Genomic DNA, 19,173 nt, shown 5'->3' on the forward strand with positions numbered 1-19,173 from the left:
ACCTAAAAACTAATTTTCACTAAGTTTTTCAATAACTCTATTTTTTAATTCTTCAAAAAATGAAAGTGAATTTTCTAAATAAAGACGTAAATTGGTTTTTCCTTGGGCAATATTTTCACCGTTATAAGAATATCAGGCACCTTTTTTAACTAAAATTCCATAATCCTCTGCTAATTGTGCTATTTCTGCAAATTTAGAAATTCCTTGTGAAAAAATAATTTCAACATTCGCTGTTTTAAATGGAACAGCTAATTTATTTTTTACTATTTTTATTTTAACTAAATTACCAGTAATATCACTTCCAGTAGTTAATTGAGTAGATTTTCTTACTTCCATTCTGATCGATGAATAAAATTTTAAAGCACGACCGCCTGGAGTTGTTTCTGGATTACCAAAAATTATCCCCACTTTTTCCCTGATTTGATTAATAAAAATAACTGTAGTTTTATTTTTGTTTAATGAACCAGTGATTTTTCTTAGTGCTTTAGACATCAATCTAGCTTGCGCTCCAATTGTTTGATCTTTCATTTCGCCATTTAATTCTGCTTCTGGAACTAGTGCAGCTACCGAATCTACAACAATTAAATCTATAGCACCAGTTTTAACAAGTGTATCAACAATTTCTAATGCTTGTTCACCTGAATCGGGTTGCGATAAAATTAAATTGTCAATATTAATTCCTAAATTTTTAGCATAAGTAGGATCGATTGAGTGCTCAGCATCAATAAATGCTGCTATACCACCTTCTTTTTGAATTTCAGCAATTGCATGCAAACTTATTGTAGTTTTACCAGATGATTCAGGTCCAAAAATTTCAATTATTCTTCCCTTTGGAAATCCTTTGATTCCCAAAGCGTGATCAATTGCCAATGAACCTGATGAAAAAACCTCTGCATCTACAGGTGGTTTATCGCCTAAAAGCATAATTGCTTCTTTACCAAATCTTTTTTCAATTTCACTTATTGCATTTTTTAATGCTTTATTATCTGTCATTTTAACCTCCAATATATATGACAAAAAATTGCGATTTTAGCTAAAAAATAAACAAATTTAGGAAAAACAGGCGATTTTTCCTAAATTTTTAAGCGTAAAAACTCGTTATAAGCATATTCAACTGCTTGATTAATTATTTCCTTTCTATTACCCTTTAATAACAATTTTATAACTTTGTCATTAATAGCAATATAAACTTCTCCAACTGGTTTTTGATCTAAAACATCAGGACCAGCATTGCCAGTAAAAGCAAAACAATAATCAACATTAAAAAATTTTTTGCCATTAAGCGCCATTGAAAGTGCTACCTTTTCATTTACAACTCCTAAAGATGTATCTACATTTAATTTTTCTTTAATTTCATTTCAATATGTTACTAATGATCCTTTAAAATAAGCAGATGCTCCTGGAGTTGAAACAATTTTTGCTGAAAAAGCACCCCCTGTAAATGATTCGACTGAAGCGATTGTAATTTTTTTTGTATTATTATTCATTAGTATCATTTAAATAGTTTTAAAGAAAGTCCTAATGATAATCCCACAAATGCTAAACTAGCTATTGGGAAAACATATGATTTTCAATTATCGGAAGTAAAAAATGATGAATAAAGATTAGTGCTCATAATTGATTTCATCGGAATAATAGAATAACTAGTTGGTAAAAATAATTCTATTGCTTGAAATGTTGAATTATCTTTGAGTGCCGGAGATAAAGTTGTAATTATATTAATTATTTGAATAAAAATAAATGAAACAATATTGCTAGCTATAGAATTATTAAAAATAGATGCAAATAATAACCCGATTCCTGACGAAACTAAAAATAGTAATAACATAAATGGAATGGCTTTGTAATATCCTGAATTAAATATCAATGAACGATCGGTAAATTCATAAAAACCAAATAAAAAGAAACTAATAATTGGTATAAATAATATAGTTAAAATTGCTCAAATAAATTGATAAGAAATAGCAGCTAATAGAAAATAAAATTTATTAACCCCTATAGCGGCAATCCTTTTTACTAGTGTCGTTCTTTTGAAACTAACAATAAGCATCGAAAATACCAAAATACCATTTGATAATAAAGAAAAATAAACAGTAGAAAAATTTATATCTTTAAGCACTGAATTGGCTGCTGTTTTTGAAAAACTTGAAAGCAAAATCGCAGATAAACCTTGTGTACCCATTGTCATTATTGGAAATAAAAAAATGAAAATAGGACCAATAATACTTTTTCAAAAATATGTATTTATAAATTTAAAAATAGCTAACATTATTTACCTCCTTTCTTTTTAAAAATCTTTGAAAATAATGATTTTGAAGAATATTTCATTTTATCCGGTATTTGATAAACTTTATCATCCTTTTTATAAAGTTTGTTAAATACATTTTCTAAATATTCATCTAAATTTAAATTTTCTTCTTTCTCAATTGTGCTAATTTCTCTATTTTCGACAAAATTTCCGTTATCTAAAATAATTAATTTATTACACATTTTTTTCACCTCAGGAGGATTATGTGTAATTAAAATCAAGGCACATTCAGGATTTAAATTTAAATAGTTTGTAATATATTCCATTACTTCTCTTTTAATTTTAATATCTAAACCTGTAGATAATTCATCTAAAATTAAAAAATTAGGACTATTTATTAATGCTAATAAAATATTTAATCTTTGTTGTTCTCCTCCTGATAATTTGGAAATTCTTTTATTTAAATAAACTTCTAATCTAAATAATTTTAATAAATTTTGAATGTGCTCATCACTAATTGAATTAGCAGAACTATCAGGAAAAGTATCTTTATAAAAATCAATTACCATTTTAACGGTTATTGAATTGGGATATTTAGATTCTTGAAATTGAAATCCAACTCTTAAATTAGGATTATATTTAATTTCTCCCGAAGTTTTTTCTCTAATTTTTCCTATTATTTCCACTAATGTTGATTTTCCTGAACCATTACCTCCTAAAAGAGCAATTCTTTCTCCGCTATGAATTTTAAAATTGATCTTATTTAAAACTTTTTTAAATTTATAAACTTTAGATACATCTATTAATTCAACTAAAACATTCTTTTCCATAATTAGCTTATCTCCTCTCTTGAAAAATAAAATTTTTCTTTACAAAAATGACATTCTATTTCAATTTTTTCATCATTTTCAAATAAATCGTTTTTTTCTTTTTTAACTACATCTTGTAAAACACTTATAACTTTATTTCTATCAAATTCACATTTTCAAAATATTGGTTTTTCTGAAAGTAAATTAGCTTCCATTTTATTTATATAGTCTTGTAAATTCGTTGTTTCTAGATCGTTGTTTTTAATAAAATTTTCAATTCAAACGATGTCATCTTCCTGGTGATTAGGTAAAAGTTGGAAAATTATTGAATTAGCTCTTTGAATTTTATTTTTATTTTCAAATTTTACAGTTGATCTTATTGCTGTAAAAATTTGTTCAGAAACTTCGAAATAATAAGCTAAATCTGTAATTAAATCTGATTTAACTAATTTAACCTCTCCACCAAAAGTGTGAGTTCCGCTAGTTCTTGTAATTCTTAAAATTCCTTCATTACCTATTCCTAAAATTAATGGAGTGTTTTCAAAATCGCTATCATCCTTTTCAGTTTCGATATTTGGATTTCCGATTAAAGCTCTAATTGAACCATCGTTTTTTGATTCGACAATTAAATTTTTAATTGCTCCATCACTTTTAATAAAAGAAGTGACCTTTCCTTCTTTTGCTGATAAAATAAAAGATAAAGGAGCAAATACAGAAATTGCTTTTGCCAAAATCAACGAAGTAAAAGGTAATGTTTCTTGATATTCAATTGCTTTTTGACAAACATCAGTTACATTAGAAGCAATGATTCTGATATTATTTTTTATTAAAATTTTAACACTATCCATATAAATATTATACATTCATTTACTTTTTTATTTATCATAAAAAAAAAAAAAAAAATAACACTATTTCGCTAGTGTTATTTGAGTTTAAAATTATTTAATAATTTCTGTTACTGAACCAGCACCAACAGTTCTTCCACCTTCACGGATTGAGAATTTAGTACCTTGTTCTACGGCGATAGGAGCAATTAATTCAACTGTTAAATCAACATTATCTCCTGGCATAACCATTTCTCTTCCTGCATCAAATTTAATTCCACCAGTAACATCTGTTGTTCTAAAGTAAAATTGTGGTTTGTAGTTTTGGAAAAATGGTGTATGACGTCCACCTTCTTCTTTTTTAAGAGCATAAATAGCTGCTTTAAATACTGTATGAGGAACGATTGTTTTAGGTTTTGCAATAACTTGTCCTCTTTCAATTTCAGTTCTATCTACTCCACGTAGTAAAACTCCAGCATTATCTCCAGCCATAGCTGAATCAAGGTTTTTTCTAAACATTTCAATACCTGTAACAACTGTTTTTTTAGGTTGTTCTTTATAACCAACGATTTCAACTTCTTCGTTAATTTTAACTTGTCCTCTTTCAACTTTACCAGTTGCAACTGTTCCACGTCCTGTAATTGTGAAAACATCTTCAACAGCCATTAAAAATGGTTTATCCATTTCTCTAACTGGAGCATCAATGTATGAATCAACTGCAGCCATTAGTTCCATAATTTTTTCTTCTCATTGCGCTTGACCTTCTAATGCACCTTTTGCTGATCCTCTAATAACTGGTGTGTTATCTCCATCAAATTCATAAGTTGATAATAAGTCTCTAATTTCCATTTCAACTAAATCAACCATTTCTTCTTCACCAGCTAACATATCTACTTTGTTTAAAAATACAACAATTTTAGGTACTCCAACTTGTTTTGATAATAAGATGTGTTCTCTAGTTTGAGGCATTGGTCCATCTGTTGCTGCTACTACTAAAATAGCACCGTCCATTTGTGCTGCACCAGTAATCATATTTTTAACATAGTCAGCGTGTCCTGGACAGTCAACGTGAGCGTAGTGTCTTTTTTCTGTTTCATATTCGATGTGTGCTGTGTTAATTGTAATTCCACGTGCTCTTTCTTCTGGAGCGGCATCGATTGAAGCATAGTCTTTAGCTTCTGCTAATCCTTTTTTAGATAGAACTGTAGCAATAGCTGCTGTTAAAGTAGTTTTACCGTGATCAACGTGTCCAATTGTTCCGATATTTACGTGTTCTTTAGATCTATCGAAATTTAATTTTGCCATTTTATTTCCTTTCGTTTAATAAATATTATTTTATTGTTATTTTAAATGCATTTAAAACCAACCACAGAATAGTCTTTCACCTATTTCCCATCCATAAATAAAAATACATTAATATTTATATTTTACCAAAAATTTAAAATATTAAAAATAATAAAATTGTAAAAAAAGTAATAAAAAACCTACTTAATTAATTAAGTAGGATATCATATCTTAAGTTATTATCTTATTTTTAATTATTATATTTTGAAACTTGTGTATTGTGTAAAAAAGTGTAAAATTGTGTGAAGTAAAAGGAGTTTAACAAAATTATTAAAAAAATAAAAATAAAGAAATAAACTAAATAAAACAAATCTAAAAGTAATTATGATAATTTTAAGCGCATAGTTGCCTATGCGAATAAATGATATCACTTTTTAAAATAAAAAGAAATGTTTTTTTTTTTTTTTTATGCAGATTTTTATTTTAAATTTTGTTAATTTTATAGTTCTGCTTCAAGTTCATAAATTAAATCTCTTAGTTCAATTGCTTTTTCAAAATCATTATTATTTTTGTGTATTTCCATTTCGTTTTTTAAACTATCAATTAAAGCCTTTTTCTCTTTTTTAGATTTTATTTTGCCTAAATTTTCAAGTTTATCAATGTCACTAAATCCTTGAATTGGATCCGAAATGGGTTTAATAATTGTTTTAGGAACAATATTGTTTTTTTCATTATATTCAATTTGAATTTTTCTTTTATTTTCATTATCTTTTACAGTTTCACTTATATTATCAGTGATTTTATCAGCGAATAAAATAGCTCTACCGTGATCATTTCTAGCAACCCTTCCAATCATTTGAATAAGAGCATTTTTTGATCTAGCAAATGAATTAACATCAGCTTCTAAAATCATTATCAGAGAAACTTCTGGCAAATCAATTCCTTCTCTTAATAAATTTACTCCAACAACAACATCATAAATTCCTTTTCTTAATTTTCTTAAAATTTCATTTCTTTCAAAAGTTTTGTGTTCAGAATGAATATAGGCGGATTTAATTTTTTTGTCCCGAAAGCTTCGTGATAACTCTTCGGCAGTTCTTTTTGTTGCTGTAATGATAATTGTTCTTTCCTTATTATCTATTTGATTTTTAATTTCATCAAACATTATTTCAAATTGTCTTTCAGTCGGCTTTATTTCTATTATCGGATCTAATAAACCTGTAGGTCTAATTATTTGTGTAACTATTTCACCATTTGTTTTATCTAATTCATATTCCCCGGGCGTTGCAGAAATATAAATTTTCTGTTGTTCAATTTCTTGAAATTCTTCAAATTTTAATGGACGATTATCTAAAGCCGAAGGAAGACGAAAACCGTAATCAACTAAATTTCGCTTCCTTTGATAATCGCCATTATACATAGCTTTAAATTGAGGTATAGTAATATGAGATTCATCAATAAAAATTAATGCATCTTTAGGTAGATAATCAATTAATGTATAAGGTTTTTCTCCTTCTTGTCTACCATCCATATGTCTTGAATAATTTTCAATTCCTGAACAAAAACCAAACTCTCTTAATGAATCAATGTCATTTTTTACTCTATCTTCCAATCTTTGTCTTTCCAGTAGTTTATTTTCTGAAACAAAATAATTTAATCTTTCTTCCAGTTCCTTTTCAATTTCGATTGTTGCTTTTTCGATAGTATTATTTGTAACTGTATATGAACTTGCAGGATAAATAATAAAATTTTTAACTTTCTTAATTATTGTTTTATTTAATTTATCAATAAAAGCAATTGTTTCTATTTCATCGTCAAAAAAATCAATTCTTACTAAAAAATCATCAGTTCAGCTAGGAAATAATTCAACAGAATCTCCTTTAGAACGAAATTCTCCAGGACTTAATTCCATTAAGTTTTTTGAATAACCAATTTTAACAAGATTGCGAAATAAATTTTCTCTTGTTAACTTTAGTTTTGTTTCAATATATATAAACGATTCTTCATATTCAGCAGGATTAAGTGCACCATAAATTGCAGCTACAGATGAAATAACTATTGTGTCTCTTCTACTAATTAGTGAATTCATTGCTGACATTCGCATAGCTTCTAAATCCCAATTTGTTTTACTACTTTTTTCAGTATAAATATCTTTCGATGGTAAATATGATTCAGGACGATAATAATCAAAATGTGAAACAAAATATTCAACTTTATTTTCTGGAAAAAACATTTTCATTTCAGAATAAAGTTGCGATGCCAGTGTTTTATTGTGAGACAAAATTATTGCAGGTCTATTGGTTTGCATAATGACATTTGCCATAGTGAAAGTTTTTCCACTTCCCGTTACTCCTAAAAGAACTTGATGCTTTTTATTTTCCATTACACCTTTAACTAATTCTTTAATTGCTTTTGGCTGATCTCCGCGAGGTTGATTTTCTGAACTTAATTTATACATATAAACAATTATAATTTATTAATCATTTTTATACAAAAATTAATAAATAGTGTAAAATTTTGATATGAAAAAAAGAATATTTTTAGCACTATCTCCTGCGGTTATTTTACCTTTAATAGCTGTTTCTTGTGGAGATAATACAAACTATGCAAAATTATGAACTGATAAAAAAGATGAAAGCGGAAACTTTGTTAATGTAACTTTTGACGAAAAAAATAAAACTTATACCCTTGATCTAAGTAAAGAAAATATCGAAGTTATTAATCCTGGTGCTTTTTTAAATAGAGAAAGCAGAATTGTTTTAAAGGGCGAAGAAATCAAAAACGGAACTGAAGTGGAAACAAAAGTTGTTCAATATTATTTAACTAAAATTATTTTTCCTGCAACTTTAAAAAGAATTGAAAAACAAGCTTTTAGAAATAATAATTCTCTTTCAATCGACCAAACAATTACTGAATTAGATTTTTCTAAAGCTACTAATTTAGAATATATAGGTGAAGAGGCTTTTTCTGGAAATAATATTAAATCAGTAATATTACCAGATAGTGTTGAAACTATTGATAAAGGCGCTTTTGAATTAAATCAAATTAACAGTTTGATTATAAGTGAAAAATCAAAATTAAAAACTATTAAAACTGGAGCCTTTTGAAATAATAAATTAACTGAATTGAATTTTAAATCAACTGAAGTATCTAAAATTGAAAATGGCGCATTTAAAGACAACCTTCTTACTACAATAACATTTAATTTAGGTGAAAGAAAAGAAAAATTAGTAATTGAAAAAGATGCTTTTGTTGGTTCTGATGCAACTATTAAAAGGGCTAATGTAATTCTTCCTGCTAATACTGAAATAAATGATAGTGCATTTAATAAATAATTTATACCATAAAGCGATATAAAAAGCAGCGGAATTTTTAAAAGTATAAAATCCACTGTTTTTATTTTGTTTAAATTACTTAGTTTATTTTTTTAATCTTGATAATAATAATTTTCTCAAATTTTAAAAATTTTCTTTTTAGCAAAATTGAATCTTCATACGCATATTAAAATTGAAATTATAATATATGATAAAATAACAAATATTTGTATTGGATCATTTTTAAAATAAATTAATGGAATAAAAAAACCCACTTGTAAAATAAAACTGGTTATTCGAATAAATAACAAATATTTATTAACATTTTTTACTACATAAGTTGCATTTTCATTAATTGCTTTTTGATGTAAAATAATTAATTTATAAAAATAATCATATTCAGAATACAGTGCTAAAATCCCTCGGTTCAATCAAGAACCATATATTGTTCACTCACCTTTTCTGTATTTATTTTCCATATAATCGCTTATGTTTGGATTATTTAACATTATTTCATTTTCATCATAAGATTCGCATACAAAATCATCACTTAAAAAGCAATAAGTAGTTTGATCTTTGAATTTTTTGATTAAATTTTGATAGTACTTTTTTTGATTTGTAATTTTAGCACTATAATAAATTAATTTACTTTTAAAATTACTATCATTTTCAATATTAAAAAAGGTTTTTAATGATTTTTTTGTTATTATAACACTAAGAGTTGAAAGAATTCCAAATACTAGTAATACTGATAAAAAATAAAAAGCAATATAAAGGGAATTTTTGCTAGTGTTATACAAAAGACCAAACATTCATGTTAAAAATAAAATTATTGGAAAACTAGATAGAACTATTATAGTTAAACTAATAATAATTTTAAATAAAATTTTTCTCGCTCTGTTTCTATCTAATAAATTAACATCGCAAAAAACTTTATAAATAAGATAAAAAATTATAAATCCAATAAAAGGGAAATAAACTCATTTAGTTAACTTCATTTTCAAAAAAGCATTTAAATGATAGTTGTCACTATACAAATGCAACATATGTTAAAATGCTCTCCAATATTTTTGTAGCTGCAAAAACAACAGGGCATGCTCATGAGATTGATTTTGGATGTTCATTAAAATTCTAGTAGCGTTTTCTACCTTTTTCAATGTATCTTTTAATGATCTATATTCATAAATAGAAATACCAATTAGTGTTCCTACAACAGTAAAGTTACTAGGAATTAGTGCTAATGTAGCTAAAACAGCGGTTGCTTTAAAAAAGTCATTTTTCATTTTTTCAACACTGGGCGAATGCAATATGTCGTTAAATATAAGATTTTTTATTTGTTTATTATTTTTATTTTCTTCATTTTCCTTATTATCTATTTTTTTATGCATAATTATTAAAATTGATATTAATTTGCCAACTGCAGTAATGGTTGACATAATTAAAATACTTTTGTTTTCAAATTTTCTCCTTTTTTATATTTTATAAATATATTTTATAAAATAATTTCTTATTTAAAATAAAAAAATAATTTATAGTTTTAAAACACTACAATTTATATAGCGATATATCCGTATCATAGTATAAACAAACATTTGTCTCATTTTATATAATTATTATTAATTTTATTAAATAAAAAATATAAATATTTCATTAAATGTTGTTTTTTTGTTATAACTTATATGTACATTTTTTCTCCCTATTTTTTGGGGAGAAATTTTTTATTTTTTAAATATTTAATAATAAAATTAATATTAAAAGGAAGATGATTAATAAAAATAATAGAATGATATTTATAGTGACTTCCATTACTTTGTTTAATGTTTTTTTGCATCTATAATAATAATTCAAAGTGTATATAGCAATAAACATAATAAAAAAATCATAAATATAATGATGATATTTTTAAAAATATTATTTAAGCGATTAAAACAATTAAAAAAGTCATTTCTTGAACTTCGTGAACTAATCCTGTAGTAAATAGCATCAGCTCAATTTTATAAAGTATTTTAAATTATGCATTACAAATATAGTGACGATTATCACTTTTTTTAATTTTTTTATCTTATTTATAAAGTTTTTGTGATGTTAATTTATTAGATAGAAATGGAACAAAAACAATTTTAGTTAAAATGTATTTACATTTACTAATAGTTATTTTTTACAATTCTCCTTTTTTTACTATTTATAATATTTAAAAAAGAATTTATTAACTTTTTAATAAAAAAATTCAATTTAAATATTCCTGTGTTTTTAATTTTTATCCATACTTTTGTTTCTTTATTTAGTTCTATTGTTTTGAAAGTGAATTTACTAAAATAGATATTTATTTAATTTAAATTCTTTATTCATTTTTATTATAAATATGAAAATTATGAAACAAAAATATAAAAAAGTTGACTAACTAAAATTTAGAATGTCAACTTTTTTTATTCTATTTAAATAAAGTATTTTGTTTAACTTTATTATTTAACATTTCTTTTTAAGTTATGGAAGGTTTTTTCTCCATCATATTGTGCTGCTTCAGCTAATTCTTCTTCAATCGCTAATAATCTATTATATTTTGCAACTCTATCAGTTCTTGAAAGGGAACCGGTTTTAATTTGTCCAGCATTTACAGCAACTGCCAAGTCAGCAATTGTTGTATCTTCCGATTCACCCGAACGATGAGACACAACCGCAGTAAATCCGGCTTTGTGAGCTAATTCGATTGTATCTAGTGTTTCTGAAACCGAACCAATTTGATTTAATTTAATTAAAATGGAATTAATCGATTCTTTTGCAATTGCTTCAGATAAAATTGAAGCGTTTGTAACAGTTAAATCATCTCCCATAATTTGATGTGTTGATCCAAATCTCTTGTTGAATTTAGCAAATCCTTCTCAATCAGATTCAGCAAATCCATCTTCGACTGAAATAATTGGATATTTATCAAATAGTTTTCCGTAATAATCAACTAATTCATCTGTTGTAAATTCAACTTTGTCTTTTAAGTTTGCAAAACCTTCTTTTTTTGAATCGATTGCATCTTTTAATTTACCAAATGTATATTTTTTAGTTTTTAAGTCATATAATTCAGATGATGCAGCATCTAAAGCGATTGCTACCGCTTTTTCTCCTTTAGTAGCGGGAACAAATCCTGCTGTTTTAATCGCTTCAACTAAAAAATCTAAAGCTTCTTCGTGGGATTTTAAATTCGGAGCAAATCCCCCTTCATCACCAACTTGTGTTCCGTGACCTGCTTTTTTTAATAATTTTGCTAAATTGTGAAATACTTTATTAGCCATTTGTAGTGCTTCTCTAATTGTTTTTGCACCTAAAGGCATAACCATAAATTCTTGAAAATCGATTGTATTAGAAGCGTGTTCTCCACCATTAATAACGTTTAACATTGGAACTGGTAATTTTCTAGCATTTGTTCCACCGATATATTTATATAATGGTAAATCTAATTCATCAGCAGCAGCTCTAACAACAGCTAATGATACTCCCAATATTGCATTAGCACCTAAATTTTTCTTAAATGGTGTTCCGTCTAAGTCGATCATAGCTAAATCAATCTTTCTTTGATCAGTAACTTCCATTCCTAAAACTACTGGAGCAATTTTTTCATTAACATTTGTAACTGCTTGCATTACTCCTTTTCCGCCAAATCAATTTGATGCAAATTGATTATCTTGATCTCTTAATTCTAAAGCTTCTCTTGTTCCTGTTGATGCACCCGATGGTACAATAGCAGAACCAAATCCTCCTAACTCTGTGCGAACTTCAACTTGAACAGTTGGATTACCTCTTGAATCTAAAACTTCTCGTGCATGAACACTAATAATTTTTGACATTTTTCTCCTTTGAATATAATAAAAATAACATTTAAATTATAACATTTTAATTTTATTTAAAATAAAAAATAACTAAGAACTCAATCTTAGTTATTAAATTATTATTTGTTAAATTATTATTAATTAAGAATACTGTTTTTATCAATTAGAATTATTTATAATTACATTTAATTATAAAATAAGAAAGGAGATACCTTGTATGAAGGTGATAAAATACATAAAAATAGAAATAATGCTTAATCAATTAATATTTGTGACTATCAAAATAAAACTTAACAAATTTAATAAATATAAAACAAATTTTTGAAATGTAATAAATAAACTATGGTCTCTCGACCACTAATAATTATACAACAAAATTTAAGATTTTCAAAAATATTTTTGCATATCGGTCAAAAAATATTTAAATTTAGTTCATAGTGGTCAAGATAATGAACTAAAATGAACATATTTACTTATATTAATTAAAATGAACTTGTATATTATACAACTAATTAATTAAAAAAAATAAAAAAATATTTAATATAAAAATAATGCTTGCTATAAAAAAATAATTTCTTTTTTTTTTTTTTTTTTAATTTGATTTATGTTTTAAACTAAAATTAAGTTATAAATAATAATTTAAAACAAAGGAGTTGTTTAATGAAGTTTTTAAAAACAATGGGATTTATAAATTTATTTAATGCATTTATTATTTTAATAGGAGCTATTTCAATGATTGTTGAAGCGAGCACAGGAGTACTTTATAATTCTATTTTCGGAATAATAGTAACATCTTTGAGTCTTTCTGCTTTAATAATTATACTAATATTTAAAACAATTTATGTAATGCTTTATGTTAAAGCAGAAACAAAAATTAAATTACTTTATATTTTTTTCACTTTAATTAACATATACTTTATTGAAAAAAATAAAAATAACCAGTATTTTGATAATTCGCTTGAAACTAATAATAAAAATATAATTATAAAATCATTTGGTTATATTTCTTTAATTGAAAAAATAATGATAATAAGTTTTGTTATTTTGTTTGCACTAAGTTCTGAAAGACCTTTAATGTTCAAACAATTAAGCGATATAACATTTACTCTTTCAATCTTATTGTTATCAATTTCAATAGTTATTTGAATTTGAACATTTATATTTAAAGTAGTTTTTATTTATTTTGAAACCGAAGATCATAAAAATATTAAAATGCTATATATTTTCTTAACTCTTACTAGTTTCTATTTAATAAAAAATAATAAAATTAAATTTAAATTAACTTAATTAATATTTTATAAATAAAAAAATGATCATCTAAAATAAAGAGGATCATTTTTATTGCAATCATTTTTATAATTCGGCATTAATTATTGAAATTTTAAATAAAAAGTCAATTTTTTATTTATTGTTAATTTTTGTAGTTGTTTTTTAATTATAATTAAAATATAGATATTATTCTATAAAAATTGCTAAACAAAACAAAAAGAAAAGGTATCATCTAATGAAATTTTTAAAAACTCTTGGTTTTCTATCGTTAACTGTAACAATATTTTTAATTTCTGCAATTATTTCAGTGATTATTGATTTTTCTTTAAATATTTATTCATTAGAAAGTTATGGAGCAATAATGACTATATTAAGTTCCGTCTCTTTAACTACTATTTTAATTTTAAAATCTATTTATGTATTTATGTATATCGATGAAAATATTAAAACTAAATTGCTATATATCTTTTTTATATTAATTCTCTTGTATTTTATTAAAAAAGATAAAAGTATTAATTATTTTGATAATAATAAAAAAATAGAAAGAAAAATGATAAAAACTATCGGTTTTATTTCCCTTGCGGAAAAAATAGTTATTTTAATAGCTATTATTTTATTCGCTTATAGCAGAATAATAGGTCAGTATCTTTTTAACATATTATCAAAAGATATTGGAGCAGAAATGTTTATTTTTTCAATTTTTTGTTGAATTATTACTTCAGTAATAGCGATATGAACTTTTGCTTTTAAAGTTATTTATATTAAAATGGAGATTAATGAATCTAAGAAAAATAAATTATTTATTATTTTCTTTACACTAATCAATTTATATTTTTTAAATTATCAAATTGATGAACAAGAAATTAATGATGATGAAAAAAGCAAAAAGCAAAATTTAGTTTTACAAATAATGGGCTATTTATCTTTATTATTAAAAATAATAATTTTAATTTCAACTATTTTATTAATTTTGAGTATAAATGATTATAATTTTGCTAATGGCAAATTATCTGATCCAACATTTTTATCTGTTATAACTCCTTGTTTTATATTGATATGAAACTTCATTATTAAAGTTCTTTTTGTTCATTATGAATTAAAAATTTGTAAAAAGAAAAAAATGCTTTATATTTTCTTAACACTTATTAGTTACTATGTTATAAAAACAAAAAATAAATCATTAGAATGTAAAATAAATTAAAATAAAAAGCGGGATTTATCCGCTTTTTTATAAACTATTTTTTATTAATTTTCTTTTACATCTGCTTTTATTGTATCATCTTCTGATGAATTAGCATTTGCATTAGCTGCTTGTTGAGCATAAGCATGTGCAGCTTGTTCTATTTGATCTAATTTTGATTTTAATTCATCAAATTTTTCTTCTTTTAATAATGTTTTTAGTTCTTCTACTTGTTTATTTAACATTTCTTTTTGAGAAGCATCAACTTTGTCGCCTTGATCTTTTAAGGATTTTTCAATTTGTGAAATTAATGCTTCAGTTCTAACAGTTGTTTCTACTCTATCTTTTTTCTTAGCATCTGCTTCTCTATTTTCTTCAGCTTCTTTAATCATTTTTTGAATTTCTTCTTCTGAAAGGGTTGAAGAGTTTTGAATAGTTATAGTTTGTTCTTTATTTGTTTTTTTGTCTTTTGCAGTTACTTTTGTAATACCATTAACATCAATTGAAAAAGAAACTTCAATTTGTGGAACACCTCTAGGTGCTGGTTCAATTCCTGATAAATTAAATGTTCCTAAAACTTTATTATCTGCAGCCATTTGTCTTTCACCTTGAACAACTGAAATTGTTACTTCTGGTTGATTATCGCTTGCAGTTGAAAAAATTTGAGATTTAGTTACAGGAATTGTTGTATTTCTAGGAATTAATGGAGTAGCAATTCCACCCATTGTTTCAATTCCTAAAGTTAATGGTGTTACATCTAATAATAAAACATCATCTATATCTCCTGCTAAAACACCACCTTGAATTGCTGCACCAATTGCAACAACTTCATCAGGATTAATGCTTCTATTTGGTTTTTTACCTAATGTGTGTTCAATCATAACTTGAACAGCTGGAATTCTAGTTGATCCACCAACTAATAAAATTTCATCTAAGTCTTTCGCTTCTAAATTAGCCTCTTTTAATGCATCCATTATTGGCTTTCTAGTTTTATCAACTAAATGAGCAGTCATTGCTTCAAATTCAGATCTTTTCAACTCTAATTCAACATTAATAGGTCCATTTTCTGAAACTGCTAAAAATGGTAAAGAGATAGTTGTTATTGATTGTTCTGATAAAGAAATTTTTGCTTTTTCTGCTTCTTCTTTTAAACGAGCCATTGCCATTTTGTCTTTCTTAGGATCGTAATTATGCTCATTTTTAATTTTTTCAATCAATCACTCAACAATAACATTATCTCAATCATCACCACCAAGTCTATTATCACCACTTGTTGATAAAACTTCAAATGTTCCACCTGCTAAATCAAGAACAGAAACGTCAAATGTTCCACCACCTAAGTCAAACACAAGAACTTTCATCTCTTTGTCTGTTTTATCTAGTCCAAAAGCAAGTGCAGCGGCTGTTGGTTCATTAATTATTCTTAAAACTTCTAATCCTGCGATTTTTCCAGCTGTTTTTGTCGCTTCACGTTCAGCGTTGTCAAAATATGCAGGAACAGTTATAACTGCTTTTGAAACTTTTTTACCAACTTTTTTTTCTGCATATTCTTTTAAATAAGAAAGAATCATTGCTGAAATTTCTTCAGGTTTGTATTCTTTTCCATTTGCTTTTACTGTTTTACTTGTACCCATTAATCTTTTAATAGATGCAATAGCATCAGGGTTTGTTTCTAATTGTCTTTTTGCTATTTCACCAACAATAGTATCTCCGTTTTTAAAAGAAACAACAGATGGAGTTGTTCTTTTACCACTTGGATTTTCTAAAACTACTGGTTTTTTATCTTCTACTATAGCAACTACTGAATTTGTAGTTCCTAAATCTATACCTAAAATTATTTCTTTTGCCATAAATTCTCCTTAATTATTTTTAAAAATTTTATTATGAAACTATTATAGCACAAAAATTGGCACTTACAAATAAAAAGTGCCAAATTTTATTTTAAGTTTTTTTCACATGTTCAATAATTGAAGTTAAATAAAAAAAGTATATTAAATTCTTTTTATTTTAATGCAAATTAATAATTTATTATTTAATATTAAATTTATAAGCAAGTATTAGTTACTTGTTAAATATTGTATTTTCACTTATGCTACTATAATAACGATTGTATTGCATTAAAGAGATTTTTAATTTTGCATATTTTTTCTTGAAGATTTTAAATATAAAATCATCAAGTGAATATTTTTCTATTCTCTTATCTATTTTATGTTTTTCTATAATTTTTAATAATTCATAAATTTCAACTATAAATTTGTTTCTATTTTTTAATAAAACATTAAAATGACTATAACCAAAAATTGAAAATAAAATATTTTTTAGGAAAAATTTATCTATTTTTAATCATTTTTATATATTTCTTGTTTTTTCTAATTCTGTATATAAATAATCTAAATTTTTTGCTATCCCTGAAATTCTTTCTCTATTTAAAGAACGGGATAATCCTAAATCGTTTATTTTGTAAATATATAAATTTTTATTTAAATATTTTATTTTTCTAGCCCTAAAAAATAAATTTATTGTAACTGGAAAATCCTCAAAAATTGTCCCATTTAAAAAATGCAAATTTTGGTTTGTATATCAGTTTTTATTAATTAATTTATTCCAAATAAAATATTGCTCATTTTTTAAAAATGAAATAGGATTAGCATTAACTTTTTTTATTTGTTTTTTTCTAAAATAGTTAAAAATTCTAATATTTTTATATTTTAGCGAAAATGTTCCATAAACTAAATCAAAATTTTCTTTTTCTATCGCTAAATTCAGATATTGAATTGTGTGTGCATAAAGTTGGTCATCAGGATCTAAAAAATAAAAATAATCTGTTTGACAACTTTCGATCAAAAGATTTCTTGCTCTAGAAATTCCGCTATTTTTCTTTAACGAAATAATATTTATATCAAATAAATGATTATTATTTTTTTTAAATTCTTGCAACATAAATTCAGTATTATCTGTTGATTTATCGTTTAAAAAAATAACATTAAAATTTTTATCAGTTTGCTTTTTTAATGTTCTAAATAATATAGGTAAATATTTTTCCTTATTAAAACAAGGTATAAGTAATGAAATTTTACTCATTTTATCCTTTCAAATTGTTATTAAATTATAGCACAAATAAAATATTATTAATAAAGAGAAAATATTAGATTGTAGATATTAAATATTTTTCGTGTTTTTTATTATTTTGCTAAAATATTTAATACTATAAATACGAAGGAAAGATTCAAAATATGAAAATAATGATTTTTACATGTCACTTTTTTCCCACAATTGGCGGGTCGGACATTGCAATAACTAATTTTGCAAAATCTCTAGTCAATTTAGGGCACCAAGTAAAAGTTTTTACACCAAAAGTTTCTGAAGGAGAAAATTATAAATCACTTCCGTTTGAAGTATATAATGTAAAAACAAAAAATTTTTTTAATTTTATTACTGTTTCAGATAAAATTGATGTTAAATTAAAAAACGAAATAGATAAATTTAATCCTGATATTATAAGTTGTCATGGTTCTGTTTATTCCATAAAATTAGCTCAAAATGTTTCAAAAAAATTTAATATTCCATTAGTTATAACTCAGCACACTAAAAATTATTTACCAATATTAGAAATTTTTAAGTTTCACAAATTATCTTCATTAGTTTATAAAAGAGAAATAAGAATTTTAAATAAAAGTAAATATTTTACATTAGTTTCTAAATCACTAGAAGATGAAATGGTTAAATTTAATTTTAAACATAAAGCAAAAATAATTAGAAACGGCTTAAACATAGAAATAGCAAAAAATCAGGAAATTGATAGATTGAAGCTTAAATTCAAAAAAGAAAATAATATTGAAGATGAAAACATAAAAATTCTTTCTTTTTTAGGTAGAATACATAAATATAAAAATATTGAGTTTATTTTTAATGTTTTAAAAATTTTAAAAAATAAAAAATTTAATTTCCGTTTTATACTGGCAGGAGGCGGACCGGATTTCGATTATTTTAAGAATCTAGCAATTAAATTAGAAATCGATAATTTAATCATATACACCGGAGTTGTTAAAAATCAGGAATTGAAAAAAGAAATTTTAGCTGCAAGTGATTTATTCGTTTTTCCTTCTATTTTTGATAACGATCCTCTGGTTGTTGGAGAAGCCGCATCATTTAAAGTTCCTGCAATAACATTAGAAAACACCGGCCCTTCAGAAAGATTTGTTGATAATAAAACTGGCTTTATTGCTAAAAATGATCCAGAATTATTTGCTAATAAAATAATTGAAATATTTAGCGATCTAAAAACATATAATAATGTAAAAGAAAATTGTTATAAAGTTTTTGAATCTTGAGATGAAGAAACTCAAAAATATGTAAATTTTTTTCAAAAAATAATTGACTATGAAAAAAATAAATAATAACAAAGTTTATAACTTAATTACTTTTAT

At 24.6% G+C, this 19,173-nt stretch carries 16 protein-coding genes; 4 read left to right on the plus strand and 12 right to left on the minus strand.

Translation table 4 applies throughout. The features are described from left to right. Positions 1 to 9: 9 nt before the first annotated feature. The 7 genes from recA to uvrB form a co-directional block, all read right to left on the minus strand. A complete protein-coding gene (gene recA, locus QEG99_RS03960; RefSeq protein WP_280101891.1) occupies positions 10 to 993 on the minus strand; it encodes a recombinase RecA in 984 nt (327 codons plus the stop codon). Between the two features lie 80 nt (positions 994 to 1,073). Continuing rightward, on the minus strand, positions 1,074 to 1,487 hold the full coding sequence (locus QEG99_RS03965) for a CinA family protein (protein ID WP_280101892.1): 414 nt from the start codon (positions 1,485 to 1,487) through the stop codon (positions 1,074 to 1,076). Next, positions 1,487 to 2,269, minus strand: coding sequence for a hypothetical protein (locus tag QEG99_RS03970; protein ID WP_280101893.1), 783 nt, complete (start codon positions 2,267 to 2,269; stop codon positions 1,487 to 1,489). The genes QEG99_RS03965 and QEG99_RS03970 overlap by 1 nt, the downstream gene beginning before the upstream one ends. After that, a complete protein-coding gene (locus QEG99_RS03975) occupies positions 2,269 to 3,078 on the minus strand; it encodes an ABC transporter ATP-binding protein (RefSeq protein WP_280101894.1) in 810 nt (269 codons plus the stop codon). The genes QEG99_RS03970 and QEG99_RS03975 overlap by 1 nt, the downstream gene beginning before the upstream one ends. 2 nt (positions 3,079 to 3,080) lie before the next feature. After that, complete coding sequence (locus QEG99_RS03980; protein WP_280101895.1) at positions 3,081 to 3,905, minus strand: Hsp33 family molecular chaperone HslO; 825 nt, start codon at positions 3,903 to 3,905, stop codon at positions 3,081 to 3,083. Positions 3,906 to 3,995: 90 nt separating this feature from the next. Continuing rightward, positions 3,996 to 5,186 carry an elongation factor Tu gene (gene tuf / locus QEG99_RS03985; RefSeq protein WP_280101896.1) on the minus strand — a complete coding sequence of 397 codons (1,191 nt, stop codon included), beginning with the start codon at positions 5,184 to 5,186 and terminating at the stop codon, positions 3,996 to 3,998. A 478-nt stretch (positions 5,187 to 5,664) separates the two neighbouring features. Then, the gene (gene uvrB / locus QEG99_RS03990; protein WP_280101897.1) at positions 5,665 to 7,623 is read right to left on the minus strand and encodes an excinuclease ABC subunit UvrB; all 1,959 of its coding nucleotides are present in this window, start codon (positions 7,621 to 7,623) and stop codon (positions 5,665 to 5,667) included. 64 nt (positions 7,624 to 7,687) lie between these two features. Here uvrB and QEG99_RS03995 point away from each other — a divergent pair, with 64 nt between their 5' ends. Further along, complete coding sequence (locus QEG99_RS03995) at positions 7,688 to 8,500, plus strand: leucine-rich repeat domain-containing protein (protein WP_280101898.1); 813 nt, start codon at positions 7,688 to 7,690, stop codon at positions 8,498 to 8,500. Between the two features lie 92 nt (positions 8,501 to 8,592). On the opposite strand, the gene QEG99_RS04000 is transcribed toward QEG99_RS03995, so the two are convergent. From QEG99_RS04000 to eno, 3 genes are all read right to left on the minus strand, one after another. After that, positions 8,593 to 9,477, minus strand: coding sequence for a hypothetical protein (locus QEG99_RS04000; protein WP_280101899.1), 885 nt, complete (start codon positions 9,475 to 9,477; stop codon positions 8,593 to 8,595). Between the two features lie 51 nt (positions 9,478 to 9,528). Further along, entirely contained in the window at positions 9,529 to 9,915 is a 387-nt protein-coding gene (locus tag QEG99_RS04005; RefSeq protein ID WP_280101900.1) for a hypothetical protein, read from the minus strand. Positions 9,916 to 10,941: 1,026 nt separating this feature from the next. Continuing rightward, positions 10,942 to 12,315 (minus strand): phosphopyruvate hydratase, encoded by a 1,374-nt coding sequence (gene eno, locus QEG99_RS04010; RefSeq protein ID WP_280101901.1) that lies wholly within the window; start codon positions 12,313 to 12,315, stop codon positions 10,942 to 10,944. A gap of 642 nt (positions 12,316 to 12,957) precedes the next feature. On the opposite strand from eno, the gene QEG99_RS04015 reads away from it, so the two are divergent. Beyond that, positions 12,958 to 13,584 carry a hypothetical protein gene (locus QEG99_RS04015; RefSeq protein ID WP_280101902.1) on the plus strand — a complete coding sequence of 209 codons (627 nt, stop codon included), beginning with the start codon at positions 12,958 to 12,960 and terminating at the stop codon, positions 13,582 to 13,584. Positions 13,585 to 13,801: 217 nt separating this feature from the next. Next, positions 13,802 to 14,767 carry a hypothetical protein gene (locus tag QEG99_RS04020; protein ID WP_280101903.1) on the plus strand — a complete coding sequence of 322 codons (966 nt, stop codon included), beginning with the start codon at positions 13,802 to 13,804 and terminating at the stop codon, positions 14,765 to 14,767. Positions 14,768 to 14,811: 44 nt separating this feature from the next. Here QEG99_RS04020 and dnaK read toward each other — a convergent pair whose 3' ends face one another. Continuing rightward, on the minus strand, positions 14,812 to 16,596 hold the full coding sequence (gene dnaK / locus QEG99_RS04025) for a molecular chaperone DnaK (RefSeq protein WP_280101904.1): 1,785 nt from the start codon (positions 16,594 to 16,596) through the stop codon (positions 14,812 to 14,814). A 499-nt stretch (positions 16,597 to 17,095) separates the two neighbouring features. Then, positions 17,096 to 17,827 carry a glycosyltransferase family 2 protein gene (locus tag QEG99_RS04030; protein ID WP_280101905.1) on the minus strand — a complete coding sequence of 244 codons (732 nt, stop codon included), beginning with the start codon at positions 17,825 to 17,827 and terminating at the stop codon, positions 17,096 to 17,098. Positions 17,828 to 17,979: 152 nt separating this feature from the next. On the opposite strand from QEG99_RS04030, the gene QEG99_RS04035 reads away from it, so the two are divergent. Next, complete coding sequence (locus QEG99_RS04035; protein ID WP_280101906.1) at positions 17,980 to 19,143, plus strand: glycosyltransferase; 1,164 nt, start codon at positions 17,980 to 17,982, stop codon at positions 19,141 to 19,143. Positions 19,144 to 19,173: the final 30 nt, after the last annotated feature.

Origin of the sequence: Mesomycoplasma lagogenitalium, from assembly GCF_029854295.1 — a bacterium.
In the GTDB taxonomy this organism is placed as follows: Bacteria; Bacillota_I; Bacilli_A; order Mycoplasmatales; family Metamycoplasmataceae; genus Mesomycoplasma_A; species Mesomycoplasma_A lagogenitalium.